The 24,926-nt window shown below is 66.2% G+C and carries 20 protein-coding genes and 1 pseudogene; 14 read left to right on the forward strand and 7 right to left on the reverse strand.

Annotated features, from left to right (window positions below):
- Nucleotides 1-256: 256 nt before the first annotated feature.
- From ACIBH2_RS04480 to ACIBH2_RS04495, 4 genes are all read left to right on the forward strand, one after another.
- Nucleotides 257-1,057 (forward strand): NAD(P)H-binding protein, encoded by an 801-nt coding sequence (locus ACIBH2_RS04480; protein ID WP_397113377.1) that lies wholly within the window; start codon nt 257-259, stop codon nt 1,055-1,057.
- 89 nt (nt 1,058-1,146) lie between these two features.
- Entirely contained in the window at nt 1,147-2,616 is a 1,470-nt protein-coding gene (locus tag ACIBH2_RS04485; RefSeq protein WP_397113379.1) for a serine/threonine-protein kinase, read from the forward strand.
- Between the two features lie 205 nt (nt 2,617-2,821).
- Nucleotides 2,822-3,868, forward strand: coding sequence for a hypothetical protein (locus ACIBH2_RS04490; RefSeq protein WP_397113381.1), 1,047 nt, complete (start codon nt 2,822-2,824; stop codon nt 3,866-3,868).
- Entirely contained in the window at nt 3,868-5,295 is a 1,428-nt protein-coding gene (locus tag ACIBH2_RS04495; RefSeq protein ID WP_397113383.1) for a serine/threonine-protein kinase, read from the forward strand. The genes ACIBH2_RS04490 and ACIBH2_RS04495 overlap by 1 nt, the downstream gene beginning before the upstream one ends.
- Before the next feature lie 31 nt (nt 5,296-5,326).
- Here ACIBH2_RS04495 and ACIBH2_RS04500 read toward each other — a convergent pair whose 3' ends face one another.
- Nucleotides 5,327-7,789 carry a WD40 repeat domain-containing protein gene (locus tag ACIBH2_RS04500; protein ID WP_397113386.1) on the reverse strand — a complete coding sequence of 821 codons (2,463 nt, stop codon included), beginning with the start codon at nt 7,787-7,789 and terminating at the stop codon, nt 5,327-5,329.
- Nucleotides 7,790-8,252: 463 nt separating this feature from the next.
- Here ACIBH2_RS04500 and ACIBH2_RS04505 point away from each other — a divergent pair.
- From ACIBH2_RS04505 to ACIBH2_RS04515, 3 genes and pseudogenes are all read left to right on the forward strand, one after another.
- Nucleotides 8,253-9,761: pseudogene (locus ACIBH2_RS04505) on the forward strand (SulP family inorganic anion transporter); the annotation flags it as partial.
- An 82-nt stretch (nt 9,762-9,843) separates the two neighbouring features.
- Nucleotides 9,844-10,434 carry a hypothetical protein gene (locus tag ACIBH2_RS04510; protein WP_397113388.1) on the forward strand — a complete coding sequence of 197 codons (591 nt, stop codon included), beginning with the start codon at nt 9,844-9,846 and terminating at the stop codon, nt 10,432-10,434.
- A 161-nt stretch (nt 10,435-10,595) separates the two neighbouring features.
- Entirely contained in the window at nt 10,596-11,816 is a 1,221-nt protein-coding gene (locus ACIBH2_RS04515; protein ID WP_397113390.1) for an FAD-dependent oxidoreductase, read from the forward strand.
- A gap of 32 nt (nt 11,817-11,848) precedes the next feature.
- On the opposite strand, the gene ACIBH2_RS04520 is transcribed toward ACIBH2_RS04515, so the two are convergent.
- The gene (locus ACIBH2_RS04520; protein ID WP_397113392.1) at nt 11,849-12,775 is read right to left on the reverse strand and encodes a LysR family transcriptional regulator; all 927 of its coding nucleotides are present in this window, start codon (nt 12,773-12,775) and stop codon (nt 11,849-11,851) included.
- 124 nt (nt 12,776-12,899) lie between these two features.
- On the opposite strand from ACIBH2_RS04520, the gene ACIBH2_RS04525 reads away from it, so the two are divergent.
- Nucleotides 12,900-13,592, forward strand: coding sequence for a type 1 glutamine amidotransferase domain-containing protein (locus ACIBH2_RS04525; protein WP_397113395.1), 693 nt, complete (start codon nt 12,900-12,902; stop codon nt 13,590-13,592).
- A 5-nt stretch (nt 13,593-13,597) separates the two neighbouring features.
- On the forward strand, nt 13,598-14,152 hold the full coding sequence (locus ACIBH2_RS04530; protein ID WP_397113398.1) for a TetR/AcrR family transcriptional regulator: 555 nt from the start codon (nt 13,598-13,600) through the stop codon (nt 14,150-14,152).
- Between the two features lie 16 nt (nt 14,153-14,168).
- Here the strand turns inward: ACIBH2_RS04530 and ACIBH2_RS04535 are convergent, their stop codons facing one another.
- The gene (locus tag ACIBH2_RS04535; protein ID WP_397113400.1) at nt 14,169-15,011 is read right to left on the reverse strand and encodes a class I SAM-dependent methyltransferase; all 843 of its coding nucleotides are present in this window, start codon (nt 15,009-15,011) and stop codon (nt 14,169-14,171) included.
- 182 nt (nt 15,012-15,193) lie between these two features.
- On the opposite strand from ACIBH2_RS04535, the gene ACIBH2_RS04540 reads away from it, so the two are divergent.
- Together ACIBH2_RS04540 and ACIBH2_RS04545 are read left to right on the forward strand one after the other, a co-directional pair.
- Nucleotides 15,194-16,414: a cytochrome P450 gene (locus tag ACIBH2_RS04540; RefSeq protein ID WP_397113403.1), complete on the forward strand. Its 1,221-nt coding sequence runs from the start codon at nt 15,194-15,196 to the stop codon at nt 16,412-16,414.
- A gap of 324 nt (nt 16,415-16,738) precedes the next feature.
- On the forward strand, nt 16,739-17,227 hold the full coding sequence (locus ACIBH2_RS04545; protein WP_397113406.1) for a hypothetical protein: 489 nt from the start codon (nt 16,739-16,741) through the stop codon (nt 17,225-17,227).
- A 33-nt stretch (nt 17,228-17,260) separates the two neighbouring features.
- On the opposite strand, the gene ACIBH2_RS04550 is transcribed toward ACIBH2_RS04545, so the two are convergent.
- Entirely contained in the window at nt 17,261-17,461 is a 201-nt protein-coding gene (locus tag ACIBH2_RS04550) for a hypothetical protein (RefSeq protein WP_397113408.1), read from the reverse strand.
- 212 nt (nt 17,462-17,673) lie between these two features.
- On the opposite strand from ACIBH2_RS04550, the gene ACIBH2_RS04555 reads away from it, so the two are divergent.
- Nucleotides 17,674-18,072, forward strand: a complete 399-nt coding sequence (locus ACIBH2_RS04555; protein ID WP_397113409.1) for a hypothetical protein — start codon at nt 17,674-17,676, stop codon at nt 18,070-18,072.
- A 115-nt stretch (nt 18,073-18,187) separates the two neighbouring features.
- On the opposite strand, the gene ACIBH2_RS04560 is transcribed toward ACIBH2_RS04555, so the two are convergent.
- The 3 genes from ACIBH2_RS04560 to ACIBH2_RS04570 all read right to left on the reverse strand — a co-directional run bounded on the left by ACIBH2_RS04560 (nt 18,188) and on the right by ACIBH2_RS04570 (nt 22,133).
- Nucleotides 18,188-19,150, reverse strand: a complete 963-nt coding sequence (locus tag ACIBH2_RS04560; protein WP_397113410.1) for a TIGR00341 family protein — start codon at nt 19,148-19,150, stop codon at nt 18,188-18,190.
- A gap of 10 nt (nt 19,151-19,160) precedes the next feature.
- On the reverse strand, nt 19,161-19,367 hold the full coding sequence (locus ACIBH2_RS04565) for a hypothetical protein (RefSeq protein WP_397113411.1): 207 nt from the start codon (nt 19,365-19,367) through the stop codon (nt 19,161-19,163).
- 129 nt (nt 19,368-19,496) lie between these two features.
- Nucleotides 19,497-22,133, reverse strand: a complete 2,637-nt coding sequence (locus tag ACIBH2_RS04570; protein ID WP_397113412.1) for a LuxR C-terminal-related transcriptional regulator — start codon at nt 22,131-22,133, stop codon at nt 19,497-19,499.
- Between the two features lie 387 nt (nt 22,134-22,520).
- Between ACIBH2_RS04570 and ACIBH2_RS04575 the strand changes: the two genes are divergently transcribed.
- A complete protein-coding gene (locus ACIBH2_RS04575; RefSeq protein WP_397113413.1) occupies nt 22,521-22,895 on the forward strand; it encodes an SHOCT domain-containing protein in 375 nt (124 codons plus the stop codon).
- Nucleotides 22,896-23,029: 134 nt separating this feature from the next.
- On the forward strand, nt 23,030-24,925 hold the full coding sequence (locus ACIBH2_RS04580; RefSeq protein ID WP_397113414.1) for an alkyl/aryl-sulfatase: 1,896 nt from the start codon (nt 23,030-23,032) through the stop codon (nt 24,923-24,925).
- The last annotated feature ends 1 nt before the right edge of the window (nt 24,926 follow it).

Here is a 24,926-nt window from a genome sequence, read left to right on the forward strand (position 1 = left end):
CGCGCGGGCCGATACCCCAGCCCACCCCAAGGTAAGTGTTACTTGCCGTATCAGTCAATGCCCGAGGCCGTCACGGCGGTTCGAGACAGCGAAAAATCGTCGCGCGCAAATGTCTGTGGGAAGTCTGACAGTCATGTGCGCGGGTGCTTCGATCCGCAATACCTTCGCTCGGGTAGCGAGCGCCGCGGAATTTCGCACGCTCGGCCGTCGATCACCGGGCCGACTGTCAGTCGAACCCCATGCAGAAGTAGGAATTTTGAAGATTCTCGTCACCGGAGCCACCGGAAATATCGGACGCATGGTCGTCGAGCACCTTGTGCGGCTGGGGGCCGACGATATTCGCGCGCTCTCGAACCACCCCGAGCGCACGGCGTTCCCGCCTGAGGTCGAGGTGGTGCGGGGTTACCTGAAGCGGCCGTCATCGTTGCCCGCCGCGTTCGAGGGCGTCGAGCGGATGTATCTCGCGCCGGTGCTCGAAACCGTCACTGAGGTAGTCGATCTGGCACATCGAGCGGGGGTTGAGCAGATTGTCGATCTGTCCGGCGACGACACCACATCCTGGCAGCCCATCGCGCAGGCGGTCGAGAAGTCAGGTGTCGCTTGGACTCACCTGTATACGGGCGAGTTCATGGAGAACACCACCGGCTGGGCGGACCAGATCCGCGCGACAGGCGAAGTGCGTGAACCCTATCCGGATTCCGCGGACGCCCGCATCGCCATGGACGATATCGCGCGTGTCGCAGCGACAGTCCTGTTCGGCGACGGGCATCTCGGCCGGACCTACAACCTCACAGGCCCCGAAACCCTCACCAGGGCAGAGTATCTCCAACTCCTGGGCGACGCCCTTGGCCGCAAGCTGTCGTTCGTGACGGTGTCACCCGAGGAGTACACCGCGATGCTCGAGCCGACGATGGGCGATTTCGTGCAGTGGTACATCACAGCCCTCGAGGCCAGAGTGCCCCGCCCACAGGCCGCGACCACCACAGTTGCGGATCTGACAGGTCATACCACCAAGTTCTCCGACTGGGCCGCGGCGAACGTCCACCTGTTCCGCTGAGCGATCGGTCGGTTTCGGGGTGGGGCGGCGGCGGTTTCTGCGAGAATGGCGCTGCGAAAGTGCGGGGTGGATCATGACTGTGAATTCCCATGCGGCCGGGTGAGATATTCGCCGACTACCGGGTGATTCGCGTGCTCGGGGTGGGCGGTATGGGTGCTGTGTATCTGGCACAGCATCCGCGGCTGCCCAGGCAGGACGCGCTGAAGGTGTTGCCCGCGGAATTGTGCGGCGACGAGGAGTTTCGGGCGCGGTTTCTGCGTGAAGCCGAATTCGCGTCGCGGGTGGTGCATCCCAATATCGTGGCCGTGTACGACCGTGGGGTCTTCGACGGCAGCCTCTGGATCGCCATGCAGTACGTGCCGGGATTCGATGCGGCGCAACTGGTTCGACGGGGTCCGCGCGAGCTTCCGGCGGAGCGAGCCGTGTACATCGTGGGCGAGGCGGCGCGGGGGCTGGATGCCGCGCATGCCGCCGGACTGCTGCACCGGGATGTGAAGCCAGCCAATATCCTGCTGGCACCGCACCCCGGCAGACCGGACCGGGTGCTCATCGCGGACTTCGGAATCGCCAGGGCCGCTACGGAATCGACGGTCCTCACCGCGGCGGGGGATGTTCTCGCCACGGTGGCCTATGCCGCGCCCGAACAGCTCGAGGGCGGAAAGATCGACCACCGCGTGGACGTGTACGCGCTCGGTGCGACCCTGTACCACCTGCTCACCGGCTCTCAGCCGTTCCCGCGGCCGGTACCGGCCGCCGTGATCTTCGCGCATATGCACGACCCGCCGCCGCGACCCACCTCGGTCGACCCCGCGCTGTCGCCGCTGTTCGACCAGGTCGTGGCGCGGGCCATGGCAAAGGATCCCCAGCAGCGCTACCAGAGTTGTGGGGCGCTGGCCGAGGACGCGTACGCCGCCTTGCGGGGAGAACCGTTGCCGAGCGGGCCGATGCGACCCGACACAAGGCGTAGACGAGTTGTGATCGTCGGCGCGGCGCTGCTGGCGTTGGCGATGGCGCTCACCGCCGTCGTGCTGGCGGCGCGGCCGGTGGACGGACCCAACGATCCGCCAGAGGTCACGACCTCCGCGGCGCCGACCACCACACCGACGCCCGACGTGTACGAAACCTGGGGTTCAATGGCCTACATCGTGGCGGCCTTTCCGCGGCTGCTGCCGCGCACTCCACTCGCCCGCGGCTACGGCGGGACGCTGTGTATACCGGAGTCCGACACCAGTAGGCAGTCCGTCCAATTCATCTATTGCAGCGGCGACAGCGACCCCGTCGTCGAATTCGCGGTCATGTGCAATACCGACCGAAGTCTCATGGTGAATGCCCCACTACTGTTGGATGCGACCGAGACCGGGCAGGAGCGCTGGACGCGCGGTAGCGAAACCGGACAAGCCAAGTGGGGTGCCGGAGCCGACTCACCGACCGGGACACGATCGGTGTTGCAAATACAGTTCAGTCACCCTGATCGAAATTTCTGCCTGCTGTTGGCCTACAGCTACACCGTCGAGCCCCGGGAGTTCTACGAAAGTTGGTGGCCGGGTGTTCCTTTGTGAGAGAGCAACGCCCGCCGCGGCGAAAGCCATAGCCGCCTTCGTGATGATCTGCGGCGCGCTCGTGGGATGTGCTGCGCCAGAGGGGATCCCGCGTCCGGAGACGCCGGATCTCGCAGCCCTCGATGTAGGCGTATTCGACGGACGACCACTCGAGCAGCCCGCCGAGAGCACCGAGAAGTACGGGCGGATCATGGAATCGGTGCGCATGGCCGAGGCCGTCGTCAACCCCCTCGATCTCGATACGGCGTTCCACGAAAGCTTTCCCGCCGTCGTCGCCTCCCCCGGTGGCACCACCGGAATTCTCGCCGAGGTCGTCCGGCCGGTCGTCGACAAACACGGCATGGTCGCCGGGTTCAGCGCGGGCGGTATCGACTGCCGGACCGATGTGAGGGGCTGCCCCGAGATCGGGAGGTCCAAGGCTCTGCGAATCACGGTGTTGCGCATGCGCGATGCCGCGGCTGCCGAACGCGCCGCAGCCGAGGCGGAGGCTGCCGATTTCGCGGTCAACCCAGACAACGCACGCGTGGAGATTCCGAAATACCCTGAAGCACATAGCCATTGGCGGCCGACGGTTCCGACACTCGGGGTAATCGTGGCGCACGGGGACTATCTCGTGGCGCTGTTCATCATTCATCCGAGCACCGATCTGGCAGCCATGACCACCCTGGCCACACAGGTTCTGGACCGGCAACTCCCCCGATTGGACAGCTTCACCCCCACTCCGGTCGACGCTTTGACCGAGCTTCCCCTCGACACCGATGGCATGTTGCGCCGACTGCTACCCGACCCGCCCGGCCAGTGGATGTATCCGACCACCACCCGTGTCGAGCGCGGCGAGACAGCCGGTTTCGGTGGCATGCACGAAGCCAACGGGGTGGTGTGGGGGCCGGGCGGCGCCGATCATCTGCTCAGGATGAATGCGCGGGACAGGAGCAAGCCCGACCCCGCCGGTATCGACCGCATCGCGACGAATGGCTACAACTCGGTCCTTCGCGCAGCAGATGCTCCCTCGGCCCGGCGATACTTCGAGACCGAGCCCCAGGACCGCACCGAAGTCGGTCGATCCATCACAGCGCCCACGGGTGTTCCGGACGCGCAGTGTTTTCGTCTGGACCACCCCAGCGGAGCGATCAGCTATTTTCAGTGCCATGTACTCGACGGCCGCTACGTGGCCGCGGTCGTGGACCCCGACGAAGCGACGGTGCGGCAGATGGCAGCCGCCCAGTACGCGCTCCTGGTACGGAACCGGTAGTGGCCGAGGTACTCGCACCCGGCGCGTTCGTGGGTGGATACCGCATCGAACGGCGGTTGGGGTCCGGCGGTATGGGCCAGGTGTTTCTGGCCCACCATCCGCGCCTGCCGCGCCGAGACGCACTCAAAGTTCTCGGCGCACAACAGAGCCGGGACCAGGAGTACCGGACACGATTCGTTCGTGAGGCCGAGGTGGCCGGGCGGCTGGACCACCCGAATCTCGTCCCTGTCTACGACTACGGCACCGATAACGGCCTGTTGTGGATGGCCATGCGCTTCGTGGACGGATACAGTGCGGCCGATCTGATCCGGCGGTCCGGCAGGCTGGCCCCCGAGCAAGCGGTCGCCATAATCGCCGCCGCCGCACAGGGTTTGGACGCGGTCCACGAGGCCGGGCTGCTGCATCGGGATGTGAAGCCAGCGAACATTCTCATCGCCGCCGACGGACACGTGATGGTCACCGATTTCGGCATCGCCCGCGTATCGGGCGCGGACACCGGGCTGACCGCGGCCGGGTCGGTCTTGGCGACACTGGCCTACGCGGCGCCCGAACAACTCAGCGGCGCGGCGCTGGACCACCGGGTCGATGTGTACGCGCTGGGCGCCACCCTTTACCAGTTGCTCACCGGCACTGTGCCATTCCCTCGCGAGACCGCGGCCGCGGTGATGCGCGCGCACCTGATGGATCGGCCGCCGCGACCCAGCCGGATCGCCACGACACTGTCGAAACAGATGGACGCGGTGATCGCGCGGGCGATGGACAAGGACCCGGCGCGCCGCTTCCCCACCTGCGGGGAACTGGCGGCGGCCGCCCATCCCGCACTGGCGCGACCCGCCGCGGCGGTCCGCCGACGCCGGGCACGGGTGTCGATCGCGGTCGGCGGGGTGCTGGCCGCGATCGGGTCGGCGTTGTTCCTCATGCCCGACCGGGAAATGCCACCCCCGATCGTCGAGGAAACGTCGACTCCACTCACTTCGACGACACCGGTATCGCCCTGGGGCACCTATCAATTCATCATCGACGCATTCCCCGCGCTGCTTCCCGCCACGCCAGGCGGCGTCGGCCATCAGAACCTGAACTGCGCGCCGGGCAACCCGCAGACGAGCACCGCACCGCTCGACACCGTGGCGGACAGATACATGCTGGTGTGCAACGGCGACAACAACCCGGTGACGCAGATGCTGATCCTGTGCAATGCCGATCGCACGCGCGGTGCCAACCCGCAGACAGCGGAGGGCACGGAGTCCTGGACGCGACCGTCCGGAAGCGGTCAAGCCTGGTGGGGCCCCTCTCCCCTCACCCACGCCCCCGGCCAACTGGATCTGCGTTTCGACGACGACGGGCGAAAGTTCTGCGCCGTCCAGGTTTTCGCGACGATGACCGGCCGAGAGCTATTCGATCGGTGGCTGCCGTCGGCACCACTCTGACGGCGTCGGCGGTTTCTCGAAGTTCCGCTGTCTAGCGGCCAAAAGTGAAGTCCCAGTCCAATTCCCACACTCGCAGATTGCGGGTGAAGTCGCCGACCAGCAGGTACCGGCCGTTGTTGGTGAAATGGAGAAAAGTGATGCCGTCCGGGTGGCCGGTGACGGTCCGCACGCACCGCCCGCGGCGCAGATCCCAGATCTTGATGATGTGGTCGCGGCTGCCGGAGGCCGCGAAATGACCGTCGTCGGTGAGGGTGACCGCGCTGACCCAGTGCGTGTGGCCCGTCAAGGTCAGCTGCGGGGCGGGGTTGTCCCGGTGCCAGACGCGTACTGTGCGGTCCCAACTGGCCGAAACCAGCACGCTGCCATCGACATTGGCCGCGAGCGCGGTCACTCGGTCGGTATGGCCATCGAATCGACGAATATGACGTCCGGATGCCATGTCCCACAAGTTGATCGAATGATCGTCGTATGCGGTGAAGGCCCACTGACCGGCAGCCCCGACGGCTATTTCAGTGGAGCCCCCGCCTGTGGTGTCCGGGGCGGCGGTGTGGGTGCACTGACCGGTTTCCACGTCCAGTACGCAACCGATGCCTCGGCCTACGGATAGCACGGTGCGGCCATCGTGGGTGATGATGCTCGATCGCACCATGCTGCGGTGATCGTCGAGTGTGCGTAGGCATCGGCCGGTTTCGATTTCCCAGATCCGCAGCGTGCGTTTGTCGGCTGTGGCCGCGAAGCGAGCGTCGGGCGTGCAGGAGATATGCCTGATGTGACCGGCGTGGGCCTCCAGAGTCTGCAGCTCCCGCCCGGTCGTCGCATCGAGAACCCGCAATGTTCGCCCATCACCGAGGAATACGATCCCGTTCACGCTCACCGCGATCGCTTCGCCGTATCTGATGCGCCTGTCTTCCCACGCGCCGATCAGGCTGTCGCGCTCCCCGGCGGACGCAGCCTGCCACCAGCGATCCAAGAGCTGTGAATCGCGTTCGAAGCCAGGGGTACTGCGTGCGACGCGCAACGCTCGCGCCGCCTGCGCCCACTCGCGGCGGGCGAGCAACCGATCGACCTCGGCGCGCGCCTCGGATACGGAATCCGCCTGCGCGGCCAGCTCGGTCGCGTCGCGCGGTGGACTATAGCTCCAGGGCGCTGCCGGTCCACCGCGCTCGGTCCGCCATACCCGCAACAGCGGCGCGGCTGTCTCGTACCCCAGGATGACCGAACAGTCCGCGTTGGCCGCCAATGCCCCGAGCATGTCGCGGGCGTCGGCGAAAACGGTGCGAAGACAGCGGCCCGAATCCAGTTCCCATACGCGAATGACATAGCGCCCCTGGAATTGTCCGCCGCAGACCAGTACCGAGGCATCGTCGCTGAGGCAGCCCTGGACTCGAACATCGCCGTGGAACTTCAACCGGCGCACGATTCGGCCCGAATCGATCCGCCAGAGCACGTAGGTCCTCGGATTACCGAGCGGGTACCTGGTGGTCTGGGTCAGCGCCCATGTGCCCGTGGAATCGACTGCCGTGGCGTAGCAGTCGTGGCGCTCATGGAGCAGGCGTCCGGTGTCGACTTCCCACACTCGGGCACGGTTGCCGCGGCTGTCATGGCTCATCGCGATGCGGCCGTCGGCACTGAGCGATACGGTGCTGTACATCCGCACCGAGCGGTCGGTTCCGGTCTGGAGGGTGCGCACGGGCCGACCCTCGACGATGTCCCACACCGCCACCGTTCCGAATGCCGCGGATACGGCGATCGTGCCGTCCGCGCTGACGGCCAGCGCCGCGCCGACCGCCCCGAACTCGCCTTCGAGGCAATGCAGCAATCGTCCGGTCGCCACATCCCAAACGTGTAGCGCGCCATCCAATATCGTGAGGACGCGTGACCCGTCGGCACTGAGCACGAGCGGGTCCGCGCTGGACCCCTCTGCCAGATGGTTGGCGTGCGAGGTCAGGACGTGCATGCGGCGTCCGGTCGTGAGATCCCACAGGTACACGGTGCGGCGGTAGCTACCGGACGCCCCGCTTCGACCGTCGGCGCTGACCGCCACGCGACACACGCCGGATTGGCCTTCCAGCGTGCGGGGCTCGTGATCGTGTCGGCGCTCCAACACCGCCGCCGCGGCCGTGAGGTCGATATCGTCGGGGTCGTCGCTGCCCGACCTCTCCCCGTCAAGCCGCGCGCCGTGCGTCAGCCACCGTCGCGCCGTGCCGACATCGCCGGATTCCAGGTACACCAGACCTGTCAGCCGCGCCAACCGCGCGTCGGTCGGGAATTCCCCTGCCAACTCGGCCAATTGGTGGACGAAGTCCATATCGGTGTGCTGCCCGGTGCGCCAGCGGTGCAATCCGTAGTTGTAGAAGGCGTGCGGGTGACGCGGGTCGATCTCGAGCGCGCGTCGCCACAGGTCCTCGGCCTCGTCGGCTCTACCGAGGTCGAGCAGCGACAGCGCCTGGTTGGACAGGTCGTCCGCTCGGAGGAACGCGGGATCAACTTGCATGGATCACCCTGATCCATCCGCCGGTCGCGCGGGTGAACACCGCACAGCCATCGGGCGGCAATTGTGTTGGCGCGGAATTCATTTACACCCTCCCGGTGCCACGCTACCTCTCTAGGCCGTATGTCCCAGGCGTCGGTGCCTGCTCGGCTGGTGGAGTGGCGTTCTGCGGGGCGGCACGGATGACGGCCTCGACCATACGCATCCCCCGCCGTCCTCACCGGCGGACTCATGACCGAGTTGCTGTTGATCACAATTCGGTAGCGTATGCGCAAATTCCTTGCTAGTGCCTTTCCTTGGCTTTGCCCAGTCTTTACTATTGGCACGATCCTGCGTAACGGGATCGTCAGCTCGGAATCTTCCCAGTTGAATAGCGGCGCATATAAATTCGCCCGCCTGTTCTTTCGATGCCAGTGCATGTTGACCGATGAACCGATCCGGTAGCCCGGCTCGGCGAAGGAGAGATATGTCTACCGACACCGATCCAGCTCGACGGACGACGCTTGCCGGGTTTTCCGGCGTGCTGCCCGATATGCTTCGCCACGATTTACCCGCCTCCGTGGTCGTTTTTCTCGTCGCTTTGCCCTTGTCCATCGGAGTTGCCGTCGCCACCGGCGCGCCCGTCTCGGCTGGACTGCTGGCCGCCGTGGTGGGCGGGCTCGTCGCCGGGGCTTTGGGGGGTTCTTCCTCGCTGCAAGTCAGCGGGCCGACGGCGAGTCTGACCGTGGTGATCGCGCAGAGCATTCAGCAATTCGGTTGGGCCGCTACCTGCTTCATCACTGTCGGAGCGGGTGTGTTGCAGGTCGTGTTCGGATTCACCCGGCTCGCGCGCGGGGCCTTGGCCATAGCGCCGGTCGTCGTGCACGGCATGCTCGCGGGGATCGGCATTGTCATCGCGTTGCAGCAATTGCATGTGCTGCTCGGCGGACAGTCACTGAGCTCGTCGTGGCAGAGCATCGTCGAGTTGCCGCAGCAACTGGCGTCGATTCGCGGTGGGGACGCCCTGGTCGGCGTTGTCGTCATCGCGATTCTGCTGGGCTGGCGGTATCTCCCGAAGCCGGTGAGGTCGGTCCCGGCGCCGCTGGCTGCCGTGGTGGTGGCGACGCTGCTGGCCATGATGGTGCCGACGTCGGTTGAGCGAATCACCCTGTCCGGCTCGCTGTTCGAGGGCATCGGGCTGCCTCGGATACCAGACGGTGGATGGGGTGCGATCGGCCTGACGATGTTCACGGTCGCACTGATCGCCAGTGTGGAGACGCTGTTGTCGGCGCTGGCCGTGGACCGGTTGCGCCCGGGCCGCCGTACCGATCTCGACCGTGAGCTGGTCGGCCAGGGCGTGGCGAATATGACCTCGGGGGCGCTGGGTGGCCTACCGATCGCCGCGGTGATCGTCCGCAGCATCACCAACGTCAAAGCCGGTGCGCGCACCAAGGCGTCGACAATGCTCACCGGGCTGTGGGTGTTGCTGTTCTCGGTAGCGCTGGTGGGCGTGGTGCGGCAGATCCCGAAGGCGGCACTGGCCGGACTACTCATCGTGATCGGCATCGGATTGGTGAAGCTCGCACACATCCGGCTGGCTCGCCGTACCGGCGACCTGACCGTGTACGTGACGACGGTGCTGGTGGTGGTCTTCGCGAATCTGCTCCTGGGCATGGTCGCCGGTCTGGCGCTGGCGCTCGCGCTGCTGCTGTGGAGGGTGGCGAAGGTGTCCATCGCGGCACAGCCGATCGGCCCCCGCTGGGTGGTCACCATCGACGGCCCCCTGACGTTCCTCGCGCTACCCCGGCTGACCGCGACCCTGGCCAAGGTGCCGCCCGGTGCCACCGTCATCGTCGGGATAGCGGTCGATTTCGCCGACCACGCCGCCTCCGACAACCTCCACGACTGGGCTCGCTACCACGAAAGCACCGGCGGCACAGTCACGTTCGTGGAAGTCGGGGCCAAGCGTGTCACCGATTTCGCGACCGAGCCGCCCCTGGCGGCTGCGACGTCGCGACGGAAATAGTTCTGATCTATCGATTCGACCAACGCGCGAGGGGCGGAAATACAGTGCGTATGTGAGTGAAGATCAGCCCGCCCTGCTGGCGGGCCTTCGAGAAGTGCTGTCGTGCACCGGGCCAACGTGTGGAGACACCATCGATTGGCCTGCGGCGCAAGGGATCTACGGGGCCGCGTTCCCGGCCGACTACCGGGCGTTCGTCGCGGCCTTCGGCAGTGGCACGATCGCGGATCTCGTTGTCGTGCATATCCCCGCTGTGTCATTGCCGCGACCGATACACACGGTGTCACGGATCTCGGAGGCTGTGCGCGGGACCCACGTGGAGGACGAGTGGGTTCAGGCCAGCCGGGGCCGGTATCGGATGGAGGACCTGCTCATCTGGGGAGAAACCACCGCGGCCGACACCCTGTGCTGGGTGACGACGGACCCGGACCCGAACCGATGGCCGGTCGCGGTGCACACACGCATGGACTCCGAGTGGGCGGTGTACCCGTGCGGCATGGTCGAGTTCCTGGTCAAGCTGCTGCGCAACGAATGGCAGCGTTGGCCGGTGAGCGAGGCCTCGTGGCACGACACGACCGGCATCGTGCGGCAGCATTTCCTCCACGAGAAGGACGAGGCAACCGCGGGCCTCGATCGCTGGCAGTAGCCGACCACCGCAAGAACGCGGCGTTGTTCTCGGGTATGCTGAGTGCGTCTTCTCACCGGAAAGCCTTGGACTTTCGCAGGCTTCGGCCTCACCGACTGGTTTCTCGGTGCCTGGTGGCATCGAGAAGGTGGGAGTCGTTTCCGACTCCGGTGAGGTGTGTCTTGATCAGGAATTCGACGCGGCGTCCACACGTGATCGTCATCGGCGCGGGGCTCGGTGGGCTCTGCCTCGCGCAGGGTCTGCGGCGTGCCGGGATCAGTGTTGCTGTCTACGAGCAAGATTCGTCCGCGAACACACGGGCCCAGGGGCACCGGCTGCATATCGACGGGCAGGGTCGGCAGGCGCTCGCGGCGACCCTGCCGCCACGCCTCTTCGGGCTGATCGCGGCTATCGCCGGGCGGCCCGCGGCGAAAGTCAACGGGTTCGACCACCAGCTCCGTCCGGCCGGGGCCTTCTTCTTGGACGACCGTGAGTGCGCCGGTGACCTGATGCCCACGCACACCGTCGTCGATCGTCCGGTGCTGCGTCGGATCCTGCTCACCGGACTCGACGACATCGTTCATTTCGGCCGCCGATGCATCGGGTACGACAGCGACACGGACACTGTCACAGCACAATTCGCCGATGGCGGTTCCGCACGGGGTTCGGTCCTGGTCGCCGCCGACGGTGTCGGTTCGGTGATTCGCACCCAGTACCTGCCGCACGCGCGTGTCGTGGACACCCGGGTCCGCCTGATCTACAGTCGAGTGCCACTGACACCAGACCTGCGACGCGCATTGCCGGACGCGATGGTCGCGGTCTTCAATTCGGTTGTGGGGCCGGACAATCGGTTCGTCGGCGTCGCCCCGGTCCAGTACCGCCAACCACCTGTAGCGGCCGCGTCCCAGCTGGCACCCGAGGTCGCCTTCGAGCCCGCCGAGGACACCCTTGCCGTCATGTTCGGCCGCCGCCTCGACCAACTCGAACTCTCCGACGCGGAACTGCGCGCCGCACCCGGGCAACGACTTCGCGAGATGGTGCTCGACAACCTCTCGGGTTGGCATCCACTGGTGACCCGGATCGTCGAGGGATGGACGCCCGCCAGCATCCACCCGATCGCTGTGCACTCCAGCGTTCCCCTCCCACCCTGGCCGACATCGAACGTGACCTTGCTCGGCGACGCGATCCACACCATGAGCCCGGCCGCGGGCGCGGGCGCGAATATCGCGTTACGTGACGCCGCGGCCCTCACCACGGCGCTGACCGAGGTGACCACCGGCCGCCCGCTCCATGACGCGCTGCGCGACTACGAGCAGGCGATGATCGACGAAGGCTTCCGCATGGTGCGCATGTCGGCGGCGAATGCGACGCAAACGCTGGGGGCCGATCCGCTGCCGATCTGACGGCCCACGCCATCGCCGATCCGTACCTTTCATCACCAGTTCACTGCCGCGTTCAACAGCTCGGCGCGGACACGGTCGACGTGGGGGCGGATCGGGCCGCCGACGCGGCGTGCCAGGAATCCGGTGTTGATCGGTGCGTCGGCGGGATCCAGCAGCGCCACAATGGTTCCGGCGGCGAGGTCCCGTGCGCAGAGGTAGCGCGGGAGGACGCTGATTCCCGCACCGGCCGCGACCGCGGCCAGGACCGCGCGGAGGTCGGCGACGGTGAGGGCGGGTTCGGCCTCCAAGCGGGTGCCGAACACATGACGCCAGTAGCGACGGAGGATGGGGAGATCCGGGGCGTAGCTGATGAGCGGGGTGTCGGCAAGCGCTGTGAGGTCGTTGGCGGCCAGGCGTGCGAGGTCGATGCCGTCGGCGACCGTGGGTGCGGCGACGAGGACGAACTCTTCGTCCACGAGAGGTTCGGCGAGCACCGAGCGGCCGCGGGGGCGAGTGGTGGCGATGACCAGGTCGAGTTTGCCCGCGCGCAGGTCGGCCAGTAGGTCGTCGGTGAGTCCGGTGACCACGGTCAGGCGGACTCCCTCGGCGACCGACGGTGCCAGGGCGGGCAGAGCCAGCGTCGCGAGGAATTCGGCCGGGCCGCCCAACAGCACCGGCGGCTCCGGCAAGAATGCGTTCGGGCTCGACGAACCGCTTATGACGGTTTCGAGGGTGTCCAACGCATCGGCTACGCGTGCGGCCAAATCATGGGCTGCGGCCGTGGGCGCCACGCCCCGAGGGAGACGTTCGAACAGCGGTCGCCCGACATGCCGTTCCAGCGCCTGCAATTGTGTCGTCACCGTCGGCTGGGACAGACCGACCTGGCCCGCACCCGCGGTCAACGATCCGGCCCGGTAGACGGCCAGAAACGTGCGCAGCTGCGCCAACTCCGTCGAGCTATTGGATTTCTGATGCCCCATATTGCGGATCCTATTGGTCAGCCGATGGTATTTCGTCCTAGCGTGGTCTTCGCGACGATCTGACGAAATACATGCGGAGTGTCAGCTCGTCGCTCCTGAACCCACTGAGCGAGGAGCCCTAGACATGGCAAAAGTCCTGTTCGTCATGACCGGCGTCGACTACTGGACACTGGCCGACGGCACCAAGCACCCCACCGGCTACTGGGCCGAGGAATTCGCCGCGCCCTACGAGGCATTCAAAGCCGCCGGGCACACCATCACGGTCGCCACGCCGGGCGGCGTCGTCCCGTCGGTGGACCGCGGCAGCCTCGCGGCCGAGGTGAACGGCGGCCCCGAGGGAGCCGAGAAGATCACCGAAACCTTGCGCGCGGCAACCGAATTGACCCAGCCGATCACGTTGGAGGACGCCGATCCCGCCGACTACGACGCGGTGTACTACCCCGGCGGTCACGGTCCGATGGAGGATCTCGCCGTCGACGCGGTCTCCGGCAAACTACTCACCGACACGCTCGCCTCCGGCAAGCCGCTCGGCGTGGTGTGCCACGCCCCCGCCGCCTTGCTGGCCACCGCCGACGCGGACGGCAAGTCCCCCTTCGCGGGCTACCGTGTCGCGGCGTTCTCCAATGCCGAGGAGACCCAGGCCGGTCTCGCCGACAAGGCCAAGTGGCTGCTGCAAGACCGCCTGGTCACGCTCGGCGTCGACTACCGCGAGGGCGAACCGTGGGCCCCGAAGGTGGAGGTCGACCGCAATCTGTACACCGGCCAGAATCCGGCCTCCTCCGCACCGCTGGCCGCGGAGATGCTGAAGGCGCTCTGATCGCCATGGCCGCCGACCGGAACGCCGACGTCCTGGATGCCACCCTGCGCTGCCTGCTGCGCTATGGCGTTCGCCGGACGACGGTGGACGATATCGCCACCGAGGTGGGCGTCTCCAGGTCGGCGGTCTACCAGTACGTCCGCGGCAAGGACGACGCGGTCCGCCGGGTCGCCGACCGGCTCCATGCCGAGGCGCTCGCGGATGCCCGCGCGGCCGCCACCGCGGACGCCCCGCTCGCGACGCGCGTCGAGGGCATCCTGTCGGCGAAGGTGGCGCTGGCCACCGGCCCCTTCGCCGAATCACCGCACGCCACCGAGCTTTTCGACGAGCAGGCCCGGCTCTGCGGTGACATCTGCCGAGTATTCACCGACGAACTACACACCCTGCTCACCGAAGCCCTTGCCGCCCAACACTTCGACCGCCCCGAAGACACGGCACGAATTCTATTGGCCACCACCGTCGGCCTGCTGTCATCCGGCCGACCGGACCTGCTGTCGCACGCCACCGATGCGCTACTCGACGGCTTCCGACGTCACCCGAACTCGCACGAGCACATATGAAATGACCACGGCAGGTTCAGGATCTGGCGAAGATGATGGGTTTGTCGTCGGCCTCGATTCTCTCGGTCACGGGGAACTCCACGGTGATACTCGGGTCCGCGGCGGCGGCGAGCGCTGCGAATGCGCTCGGGCCGTAGTGCCGCAGGCAGGTGATGAACAAGTCGTGCACGGTCGGCAGGATCGCGACCAGCGGTGAACGCATTTTGAGCGCCATCACCACGCCCACGACGGTGGGGAGGGTGAGGTAGCGCATCAACACCCCGGCCGCTGTCGGCGGCCGGACACCGTCCACGACAAGGAATTTCGCGCCCACCCGGGTCGCTTCGGCGATAGCGCGCGCCGCTGGTCCCGGCGGCAGATGGTGGAACGCCGCCGCGAAGACGACCAGGTCGTAGCTGTTGTCGAGATCCGCGATATCGGTCGCGTCGATCCGGCGCACGCTGGCACGCGGATGGCGTCCGAGCGGTCCGGCCGCGATCCCGGCCACGAGGGCGGGGTCGATATCGGAGACGGTGACCCGCGCACCCGGATGCAGTTCCAGCAGGCGTTGGGACAGCAGGCCGTGCCCCGCGCCGAGCTCCAGAACACGAGGCTGCGGGAGGTGCTCGACCATGCTCGCCACGAGCACCGCGTTGGCTTCGTGGGTGCCGTAGTGGGTGCCGATCTGTACGAGCGCGCCGATGACGTGCTCTTTGATCGAGTCCGGCACGTCGTCGCGGTCGGTGTATTCGAGTTGATCGGTCCGCAACTGGCGGTCCAGCCACGGTGCGTCCGGCCCTCCCCGAGGCATGGAGTCGATATCGGTTGGAGTGGGCTGATGCGGCACCTGGTCCCCTAGTTGCACAGAAGTAGTGCTCATGATCTACCACAACCTGACGGAAGCGGTTTTCTGGTTCCCACCCAAAATCGCAGGGCCCCACGAGGGTTCTCGTCTAGCCCCCGGCCCCGCCATAGGTCAGAATGACCGAGCCCTACCCATTGCGTTGGCCGACAGGCGATTTCACGTCCTGTGTTCGACGCGATTTCGAGCAAGGACTACACATGCCCGACACCACGACCGCCGCTGATCTGCCCCTGTACCCGGGCCGCAGGTCGGCGGGCTGCCCGTTCGCGCCTGCCGCCGAGATCGGCGAACTCGCCGCGGCCGCACCGATTTCCACCGTGCGGATCTGGGACGACAAGACGCCGTGGCTGGTCACCGGGCACGCCGAGGTCCGCGCGCTGCTGGCCGACGAGCGCGTCAGCTGCGACAATCACCGGCCCGAATACCCGCAGATCACCGAGGGCATGAAGGCGGTGATGGAAGCATCGCCGTACACGATGTTCAACACCGACGGCACCGAGCATGCCCGGTTCCGGCGGATGTGGGCCAAACCGTTCACGCCCAAACGCCTCGACGCGATCCGGCCGCTGATCCAGAAGCACGTCGATGCGACCCTGGACGCGATGCTGGCACAAGGCAATTCGGCCGACCTGGTGACCGCGCTGGCGCTGCCGGTACCGTCGCTGCTGATCTGCGAGCTGCTCGGCGTCCCGTACGGCGACCACGAATTCTTCCAGCACCACACCGAGGTGGGATTCGGCGGCCACGCCACCGCCGAGGAGCAGCAGCAGAGCACCCTGGAGGTGCTCATGTTCCTGACCAAGCTCATCGAGGCATTCGCTGTCGAGCCGGGTGAGGGGCTGCTGTCGGACCTGGCCGGGTACGTCAACGCGGGCGAGCTCCAGGTGTGGGAGGCGGCGTTCCAAGCTGTCGGATTCCTCGCCGCCGGGCACGAGACGACCGCGAACATGATCGGCCTCAGCGTCATCGCGCTGTTGGAGCGCCCCGAGGATCTCGCGGTCATCCGTGACACCGACGATCCGGCGGTGCTCGAGCGCGCCGTCGACGAGCTGATCCGCTACATGTCCGTCGTGGACACCGGATTGCGGCGCATCGCACTCGAGGACATCGAGATCGGCGACACCGTGATCCGCGCGGGCGACGGCATCGTGTTCGACCTGGCTCACGCCAACCGCGATCCGCGCGTGTTCGCCGACCCGGACCGACTCGATATCGGCCGCGAAAACGCCAGCAGCCATGTGGCTTTCGGCGCGGGCCGCCACCAGTGCATCGGTTTGCAGCTGACCCGTATCGAGCTGGGCATCACGCTGCAAACCCTGTTCCGGCGCGTACCCGGTCTGCGTCTGGCGGCCCCCGTCGAGTCGTTCAAGTTCGACGCGATCGTGTACGGGGTCAGCGCGCTGCCCGTGCAGTGGTGAGCGGGCCGTGAATGGCGTCTGATCGCCCGGCCCCGCGCTGACCGACGTCGAACTCGCCACGGTCGCTTCTGGTCCGAGCGGCCGGTGGCGAGAGCACCTCAGGCCGGGTCGGGCAGGTGGATCGTGGCGAGTTTGGCCGGGTCGACGACGATGCGGATGGTGGTGATTCTGCCCTCGGCGACGGTGAAGGCCATGACCGACAGGGGTTTCCGTCGGGACGCCAGGACATATGTCCGGGGATACTCGATCGACGCCCTTGCGGCGCAATAGAATTGCCAAGCATGCCTTAAGACATCTGCAACGTCGCCATCGAAACTCTTGCCCATGATGATCTTCGCATCCCGTAAGTCCCTGGTCCGGTCGGGCATTCTTACCGCCACTATCGGCGTCGCTCTGACAGTCCCCCAGACGTCCGCCGCGGCCGCGCCCATCCGGTACGGAGCCATCGCCTGGTCGGACTCTTATGCCGTCGGCACCACCGTCGTCGATGCCGCATCACCTGAGGACGCCCAGAACCAAGCGGTCGCTGGTTGTAGCGAGCAGGCTCCGCTCATTCATGTTCCCGCCACCGGTTCCTCCGGCGCGCAAAGCGGATACAGCAAGGGCGGAGACTGCTCCTGGCGCGCCTGGATATCCAGCGGCCACTGCGCGTCGCTGGTGAGCTCATCCACCTATGACCCGAAGGACGGCACCGTAGGAATAACCCAATACACGACCGGTGTCGGCGCTACCCGCTATGAGGCGGACTTCAACGCGATCAACGCAGGCCCCGGCTACAAGCCGCAAATCATCACCTCGATCTGCCAGGACTGAGCTCGGTGGCCGGGAGCCCACGGTGCCACACGTCTACACGGTCCCCGGCGACCGCATGTCTACGTCGTCCTCGTCGCCGACGACGACCTGGAGCGTGTCGATCTCGTCCTCGAGCACCTCGGCGCGCGCGATCAGTTCGACCCGATCGGGCTCGGTGAGGCTCTCGGCACCGAGCTTCTCGAAAACACATGAGAGCGCTGACCGTAAGTCCTCGAGCTTGCTGTCCGACTCCATGAGTCCTCACACTAACCGCTTCGGGAGCGAGGACGAGCCGCCGAGTCCGGTGGAATGCCCGGTGCCCGGATTAGGCCACATGCAGTGTCAGTGGTCGTGTCAGCGCGCAGTCAGTGCGGTGTCAGCGCGACCGGCGAATGTGTGTACATCGAACGAAGCAACCGGGACCGACCCGGTTCCGGGCGAAACAGCGAAAACCGAAGGAGCACAACATGTCCGCCACCATCACCCTCACCGACCAGGACAAGTCCACCATCCGCGTCGCCGCCTACGGCGCCGTCTCCCTGCTCGCCGCCGCCGGTGCCCCGCACAAGGGCATCACCCAGGGCTCCATCGCCCTGACCTCCGCCACCGGACTGGTCGGCCACGTCCTTTCCGCCAAGGCCAAGGACATCAAGCTGAAGGGCAAGAACGCCGCCGAACTCGCCGAACAGGTGCTGCCCGCCCTGACCACCGCCATGGCCGTCCTCAACGAGCAGAATCCCGCCGAAGCCGACAACTTCCGCTCCACCGTCCTGGTCGCGGCCGAAGCCACTGCCCACTCCGGCAAGCCCAGCCCGGCCGTCACCGCCATGGCCCACAAGATCACCGAGGCCCTGAGCGCTGCCTGATGCCCTCACACCGGTAGCCGTGCGCTGTAGCTCCCCTGCATTACGTAGGAGCCTGCGCACGGCTCGAAACACCGGAAGGGCGACTGTGTTCCGCTCGAAGGCCGCGCGGCCCCGGTCAGTGGTCCACGCGGCCGCCGACGGTGTGCACGATGACGACGCGCGGGTGCCAGGGCACCACCGCGTCGACCTGTCGTTGCAAATCCTCCACCGGGGGTAGCTGATCGGGAGCCAGTACGCGGACGGTCGCGGTGTCGCTCTGCACTGTCACTTCGGTGACCTGGGCACCGGGCATGTCGGTCAGCCACGCACGGGCGGCGTCGGTGATGCGGCCAGCCCAGAGCGAGGACAGCGAGTTGACCACCATGGGCACGGCGACCAGGATCAGCGCGAACACGAGCACGGAGTAGGCGCGAACACGCCGAGCCCCGGTGCCCGCTTCGTGGCCGTATCCGGTCGCGACGAGTACGACCGTGGCGGTGATGATCATGGCGACCATGTTGGAGGCGAAGAGAACGAACGCGCCCAACGCCAGTTCCGGTGCGTTCGAACCGAGGCAGACGCCGACGACGGCGAGCGGTGGTACCAGCGAGATGGCGATGGCGACGCCCGGCAGCACGTCGCCGACGTCACGGCGAATCATCGCGATGACACCGACGAGCCCGGTGGCCAGAGCGGCGGTGAGATCCATGAGCTTCGGCGAAGTACGGCCGAGCACTTGGGAGTTGGACAGCACATTGGTCGGGTTGGGAAGGAACTGCGCGAACAGGTAGCCGACGGTGATGACCAGAACGACCCCTGTCGCCACCAGCAGCAGACTGCGTCCGACAAGAGCCGCTTTGCCGGTGACGATGCCGAGACCGACCCCCAGAATCGGGACCGACAGCGGCGCGACGATCATGGCGCCGATCACCGTCGCGGTGGAGTCGGCGATGATTCCGGAGATGGCGATGACACCGGACAGGGTGAGCATGATCCAGAACGCCGACTGTTTCGAACCGGTGTCGCCCACGCGAAAATCGAGCCGGTCAGCCAGTTCATCCAGAGTTCGGCGTTGGTTCGGAGGTGCCAATAGGTGCATCGTTCCCACCTCAATCCGGTAGTTGGCGCATTTCCAGGAGAGTGAGCCCGAGATTGTCGAGGCGGGCGAGGATTCCGCGCATGGCGGTGGGACTGGCCACCGCGCCGAACAACACCGTCATGCCGTGGCGTCGAGGTGCAGCGGAGAGTTCGGGAAACGCGGCCAGGGCGCGCTCGGACAGCTCACCGTCGACAACGAATTGGTATCTCGTCGACATCGGCCACCGGCCTCCTTCTGTGCTCGCCTCGGGGGTGTGGGCTGTGCACGGGTTACGCCGCAGATCGATTGTTTGCCAGGTCGCGGTGATCGGCTTCATCCAGTACGGGTGAAACAGATCCGGCGAAGGTCAGAGCAACCCGCAGCGACGAGCCTCGGCCACCACGTCCATACGCGAGTTCGTTCCGAGCTTCGAATAGATTCCTCGAAGGTGAGTCTTGATCGTGTTGACCGACACTCCGAGGTCATCGGCGATCTGCTGGGTGGTCCGCCCGGACGGCAGGTTCCGCAGCACCTTCAGTTCGGTTCCGGTGAGAGTGGGATGTCGAGAATGCCTGCGCACCAATGGATGTCGGCGCAAGGTCGAGGCGAACGCGTCGTGTCGGCCGAAACTGCCGGTGAAAGCGTCCAGCAGCGTCAACGCACCGGGCACGTCGAGAAAAGGCCGGACGATCCGCTCGGTGGCGGCGTATCGCAGCGCGGACTCCATGCCTTGGCGGGCCCTGGCGTCGCTGCCCAGTTCATGGTGGGCATGCGCGTGCAGCAGCCAGGCGGTGACCACATGGGTGGGATGCGGTGCGGGTGTAGCGGCGAGCAGCGGGTCGACGAGATCGAGCACCGTCCGCCATCTGCCGACGTCGGCCGCGAGTGCGGCCTGGGCGATAACGATTTCGGGGGGCTCACCCAATACCGATCGGGCCTGCTCGACGAGCAACTGCGCCTCGTAACTGTCGCGTACCCACAGCAGGTCCCAGACGACGAGTGGCAGCAGTCCACCGTTGAGGACCGCCGGATGAGTGTCGAGAAGTCGGGAGAACCCCTGTTTCAGCATGCCCGCGGCCGTGCTCTTGTCCGCGGTGGTGTCGAATGCGGTCATGATCGCGATGATGTGCGTCGGCAAGCCACCCTTCGGCGCGAGCGAACCGTCGAGTAGCTGGCTCTCCCCGAGAATCTCTGTGCCGGAGTCGATTTCGTAGCGATCACCTTGAATGTACGCGCCGAGTGCCGCCATCGCGGTCGCGTGCAAGGCTTCGGCCGTAACGCTCAGATCGTGGTCGTACGCGAATTCCATTGCGGCGCGGGCACGTTGACGCATAACGGTGAGGGCTCCGCTGATACCCGCCGCCATGGCCAGCCTGGCCAGCGCCCGCAGACGCAGACGCGGGTGGGCCCGCGTTCCGGCGACGGCCAAGCCCGTGTGCAAACGTCGTTCGCCCTCGGACAGGTCACCGCGGGCGAGCAGCGCCGTGGCGGATTCGACTGCCACGTAGCAATCGAGGTCGGGCTGCCCGGTCGTCGGGGGAAGCTCGATGGGGTCGGCACCGGTGACAATGCCGGTGGCGGTGTGCATTTCGCTGTCCACGGCCATCGTCAGTGCGGTGAGCACGTGGGCGGGTACCAATTCGCTGGATGGCTCTCCGCCCGTGTTCATGGTGTCGTAGGCGGCCCGAGCGGCGTCCAGATCGATGCGGCTCAGCGCGTCCACGATATGGAGCAATCGCGAGAACGGGTCGGTCGGCACGCTGTCCTCCAGCGTTGCCAGGCCCTCGAGCAACACCGTGAGGTGGCCGTCGAGCGTCATGCCCAGTGCGTGTTCGGCGAGGAAGTCCACCAAGGCCGGTCGGTGCCGCACCGTCAGGACATGGGGCAGCGCTGCGGCTGGTCGGCCGATCGATTGCAGGTACAGCGAGGTACGCAGGTGCAGTTCTTCGGTGGCGTCGGGGCCGACGCGGTTGAGTTCGGCGAGGAAGTAGGCACGCAGCATCGGGTGATAGGTGAACCAGATCTCCCCGTCACGCACCATACTGGTGAGCGGATAGTTCATCCGGGTGAGCTCGTGCAGCCAGTGCGTCGCACCGCCCCCGATCAGGCCGTCGGCGAGCTTGTCGGTGAACTCCGCGGGAACGCTGGTGTAGGTCAGGAACAGTCGGATTCCTGGCGGGAGGGTCTCGATGAGCTCCCCGGCCAACAGATCCGATATCGAACTCGGCGGTCGCGCGAGCGCCGTCAGCGCCGCGGCCGGTTCCTCCCTGCTGGCGGAGAGATAGATGGCGGCCATGCGCACCAGTGCCGCCCAGCCCTGCGTGAGGTTCATCAGCTGGATTACCTCGGATTCTGCGAGGGAACAGCCTTGTTCGCGACAGACCTGGTCGATTTCGGTGGCGGAGAACGCCAGGTCGTCCGCGTTCCACCGCCGCAGTTGTGAGCTCATGTCGAGCAGATGCCAGCGCAGTGGTGGTTCGAACCTCGCGGCAATGATGGTGGTCAGGCAGGCGGGCGCGTGCAGGAGGAAGTGTTCCAGGCTGGTCAGCAATGCCGGGTCCGTGGCCAGATGAGCGTCGTCGATCACCACCAGTGTGCGCTGCGCGCGTTCGGCCAGTTCCCGCGCGATCTCGGCGGCCTCGGTCTGCGCTACGGCGAGCGGACCGCGACGGGCGGGCGGCAGCCCTAGCGAGATGCGCAAGCGCTGCCAGAAATCCGTGAGACGCTGCGGATCGTCCTCCATCGTCTGCCACACCAGTCCACCAGGAAAAGCGTCCGCACCCTGCTGTGCGGCCCATTCCGCCACAAGCACCGTCTTACCGGTACCCACAGGAGAGCAAATCAGCAGCACACCACCGTGATTACCGCCTACAGCGTCGTCCAACGCCACGACGAGGCGGTTACGCGGAAGCGGGGTGAACGCCAAGCGTGGAATTTCGTTCAGGGTCCACGATGCATCGCCCTGATGCCCTGGCGGATCGAGGCGGGGCGAAACAGTCATCATGGCTCCTGCGGCTATGCGATAGCGTGCCAACTGCTCTGACTGCGGACGTTACCGGAACCGACTGCTTGCTTCGTGCAGTGAACGTCGCTGTTTTCGGACTTCACCCGAAACAGGTGAACGACGTTTCGAATCCCAACCCTAGGGTGCGCTCGCGGCACGACTCGACTTCTTTCCAATTCGATACGAAAGTGTTCGCACAACCGACGCTTCGGATGGTTCAGGTTCTTGCTTGCCTTTTACCGCTAACGCAACGCAATCCCTCGGGTCAGGGGCCCACGGTCTCCTTCACCCGAATCAGGTGATCCCGCGCGGTAACGCACCGAACTACCGTCGCGGCAGTCGCCACGTCCCGCGGCGGCAGTCCGTCCGAGGCAATCGAGGTGCACCATGTCGTTCTGGGAAGTGTTGTGGCTCATCCTGGTGAGCTTCGCGTTCATCGCCTACTTGCTGCTGCTGTTCTACATCATCGGCGACCTGTTCCGAGATCGGGAAACCTCGGGCTGGGTGAAGGCGATCTGGATCGTGTTTCTCATCTTCCTGCCGCTCATCACCTCGCTCGTGTACCTGATCGTGCGGGGCAGCGGAATGCAGCAGCGCTCGGCCGCCGAGGTGAAGCAGATGCAGGCGGCGCAGGCCGACTACATCCGCGAGACCGCTGGGACCAATCCGGCCGCGCAGATCGCCGATGCCAAGCGGCTGCTCGCCGACGGCACGATCACCCAACAGGAATTCGACCAACTGAAGGCCAAGGCACTGGCGTGACCGAGACGGCCGAGGCCCGTCATGACTTTCGATGACGGGCCTCGGCCGGGCCGGAAGGAACGACCGTACGCAATTGTCCACTTCACCCCGTTCGGGTGAGGCCGAACGGGAGCGGGAGATCGCAGACTTCCGGCATGACTGCGACACCGAAACCGGCATCCGAATCCGTTGTCCGCCAGCATCAGGCGCTGCTCGAGCGGCTGCCCTTCTCCGACACCCAGGATTTCGAGGACGCCACGCGAGGTCTGATCGCGCGACGGACACCGAACGCGGTCACCGCGGCGGACGGAACAGTGGTGTGGGACAACGACACCTACGCCTTTCTCGACGGCGACGCGCCCGACACCGTCAACCCCAGCCTGTGGCGGCAGTCCCGGCTCGCGTCGATCGACGGACTGTTCGAGGTGGTGCCGGGGATCTACCAGGTGCGCGGACTGGACTTGTCGAACACTTCCTTCATCGAGGGCGACGAGGGCGTCGTCGTGGTCGACACGCTGCTGTCGGTCGAGACCGGCCGGGCGGCGCTGGAGCTGTATCGGCAGCATCGCGGCGACCGCCCGATCAAGGCGATCATCTACACCCACTCGCACGCCGACCACTTCGGTGGCGTGAAAGGCTTTGTCACCCAAGAGGAAGTCGACGACGGGCGGGTGAAGATATTCGCGCCGGAGGGATTCGTCGAGCACGCCGTGTCGGAGAACGTCTACGCGGGAACCGCGATGAACCGTCGTGCCGCGTACATGTACGGCGCGGCGCTCGCACGCGGCCCACGCGGCCATGTCGGAGCGGGATTGGGGCAGACGATCTCGACCGGCACCGTCTCGCTCATCGCACCCACCGACATCATCACCACGACCGGCCACGAAGAGACCATCGATGGTGTGCGGATGGTGTTCCAGATGGCCCCCGATACGGAGGCACCCTCGGAAATGCTGGTGTACTTCCCGGATTTCAAGGCGCTCTGCGCCGCGGAGGACGCGACCCATACGTTCCACAATCTGCTGACTCTGCGCGGCGCGGTGGTGCGTGACCCGCACGGCTGGGCCAACTACATCACCGAGACCATCGATCTGTTCGGCGCCGACGCCGAGGTCGTGTTCGCGTCCCATCACTGGCCGACCTGGGACAACGCGCGCGTGCGGGGCTTCCTGTCCACTCAGCGTGATCTGTACGCCTACGTGCACGACCAGACGCTGCGATTGATGAACAAGGGACTTACCGGGCCGGAGATCGCCGAAGAGATCCAATTGCCGCCGTCGCTCGAAAACGCCTGGAGCGCACACGGGTACTACGGTTCGGTCAGCCACAATGTCAAGGCGATCTACCAGCGCTACCTCGGCTGGTTCGACGGCAATCCGGCTAGCCTGTGGGAACATACCCCGGTCGAGCAGTCCAAGCGCTATGTGGAGTTCATGGGCGGGGCGGACGCGGTGGTCGCCAAGGCTCGCGACTCCTTCGAGGCGGGTGATTTCCGTTGGGTCGCACAGGTTCTCAACCATGTCGTCTTCGCCCAACCCGACCATGCAAACGCACGGGAGTTGCTCGCCGACACCTACGAGCAGCTGGGCTACGGGGCGGAGAACGGCCCGTGGCGCAGCTTCTACCTCTCCGGTACGACCGAACTGCGCGAGGGCCAGTTCGGCACCCCGACCGAGACGACCGCGCCCGATGTCATCAACCAGCTCTCGCCGACCATGCTGTTCGACGCCATCGCCATCCAGGTGAACGGGCCGAAGGCCTGGGACGAGCGCATCGCGATCGATGTCGTGCTCACCGACACCGACCAGCGCTACCGGCTCACCCTCGCCAACGGTGTGTTGACCTATAGCGGTCGCCCACAACAGGACGCCGCCGACGCCACATTGACCACCACCAGCCGAGCCCTTCCGCTGCTCGTACTCGGCGGTCTGTCCGCGGAGCGGATAGCGGATTCGGGCAGCGAACTGGTTGGTGACAGTTCGGTGCTGCGCCGACTCGTCGCGGTCCTCGACCCCGGCGACAAGGACTTCGCCATCGTCACCCCCGAGTGAC

The sequence above is a fragment of the Nocardia sp. NPDC050406 genome (assembly GCF_044459025.1).
Lineage (GTDB): Bacteria > Actinomycetota > Actinomycetes > Mycobacteriales > Mycobacteriaceae > Nocardia.

Bases quoted from the DNA above. Each gene is read 5' to 3' on its own strand.
- ACIBH2_RS04485 (WP_397113379.1), top strand. From the start codon at position 1,147: ATGCGGCCGGGTGAGATATTCGCCGACTACCGGGTGATTCGCGTGCTC.
- ACIBH2_RS04490 (WP_397113381.1), top strand. From the start codon at position 2,822: ATGGCCGAGGCCGTCGTCAACCCCCTCGATCTCGATACGGCGTTCCAC.
- ACIBH2_RS04500 (WP_397113386.1), bottom strand. From the start codon at position 7,789: ATGCAAGTTGATCCCGCGTTCCTCCGAGCGGACGACCTGTCCAACCAG.
- ACIBH2_RS04520 (WP_397113392.1), bottom strand. From the start codon at position 12,775: ATGGGGCATCAGAAATCCAATAGCTCGACGGAGTTGGCGCAGCTGCGC.
- ACIBH2_RS04525 (WP_397113395.1), top strand. From the start codon at position 12,900: ATGGCAAAAGTCCTGTTCGTCATGACCGGCGTCGACTACTGGACACTG.
- ACIBH2_RS04530 (WP_397113398.1), top strand. From the start codon at position 13,598: ATGGCCGCCGACCGGAACGCCGACGTCCTGGATGCCACCCTGCGCTGC.
- ACIBH2_RS04535 (WP_397113400.1), bottom strand. From the start codon at position 15,011: ATGAGCACTACTTCTGTGCAACTAGGGGACCAGGTGCCGCATCAGCCC.
- ACIBH2_RS04540 (WP_397113403.1), top strand. From the start codon at position 15,194: ATGCCCGACACCACGACCGCCGCTGATCTGCCCCTGTACCCGGGCCGC.
- ACIBH2_RS04545 (WP_397113406.1), top strand. From the start codon at position 16,739: ATGATGATCTTCGCATCCCGTAAGTCCCTGGTCCGGTCGGGCATTCTT.
- ACIBH2_RS04550 (WP_397113408.1), bottom strand. From the start codon at position 17,461: ATGGAGTCGGACAGCAAGCTCGAGGACTTACGGTCAGCGCTCTCATGT.
- ACIBH2_RS04555 (WP_397113409.1), top strand. From the start codon at position 17,674: ATGTCCGCCACCATCACCCTCACCGACCAGGACAAGTCCACCATCCGC.
- ACIBH2_RS04560 (WP_397113410.1), bottom strand. From the start codon at position 19,150: ATGCACCTATTGGCACCTCCGAACCAACGCCGAACTCTGGATGAACTG.
- ACIBH2_RS04565 (WP_397113411.1), bottom strand. From the start codon at position 19,367: ATGTCGACGAGATACCAATTCGTTGTCGACGGTGAGCTGTCCGAGCGC.
- ACIBH2_RS04570 (WP_397113412.1), bottom strand. From the start codon at position 22,133: ATGATGACTGTTTCGCCCCGCCTCGATCCGCCAGGGCATCAGGGCGAT.
- ACIBH2_RS04575 (WP_397113413.1), top strand. From the start codon at position 22,521: ATGTCGTTCTGGGAAGTGTTGTGGCTCATCCTGGTGAGCTTCGCGTTC.
- ACIBH2_RS04580 (WP_397113414.1), top strand. From the start codon at position 23,030: ATGACTGCGACACCGAAACCGGCATCCGAATCCGTTGTCCGCCAGCAT.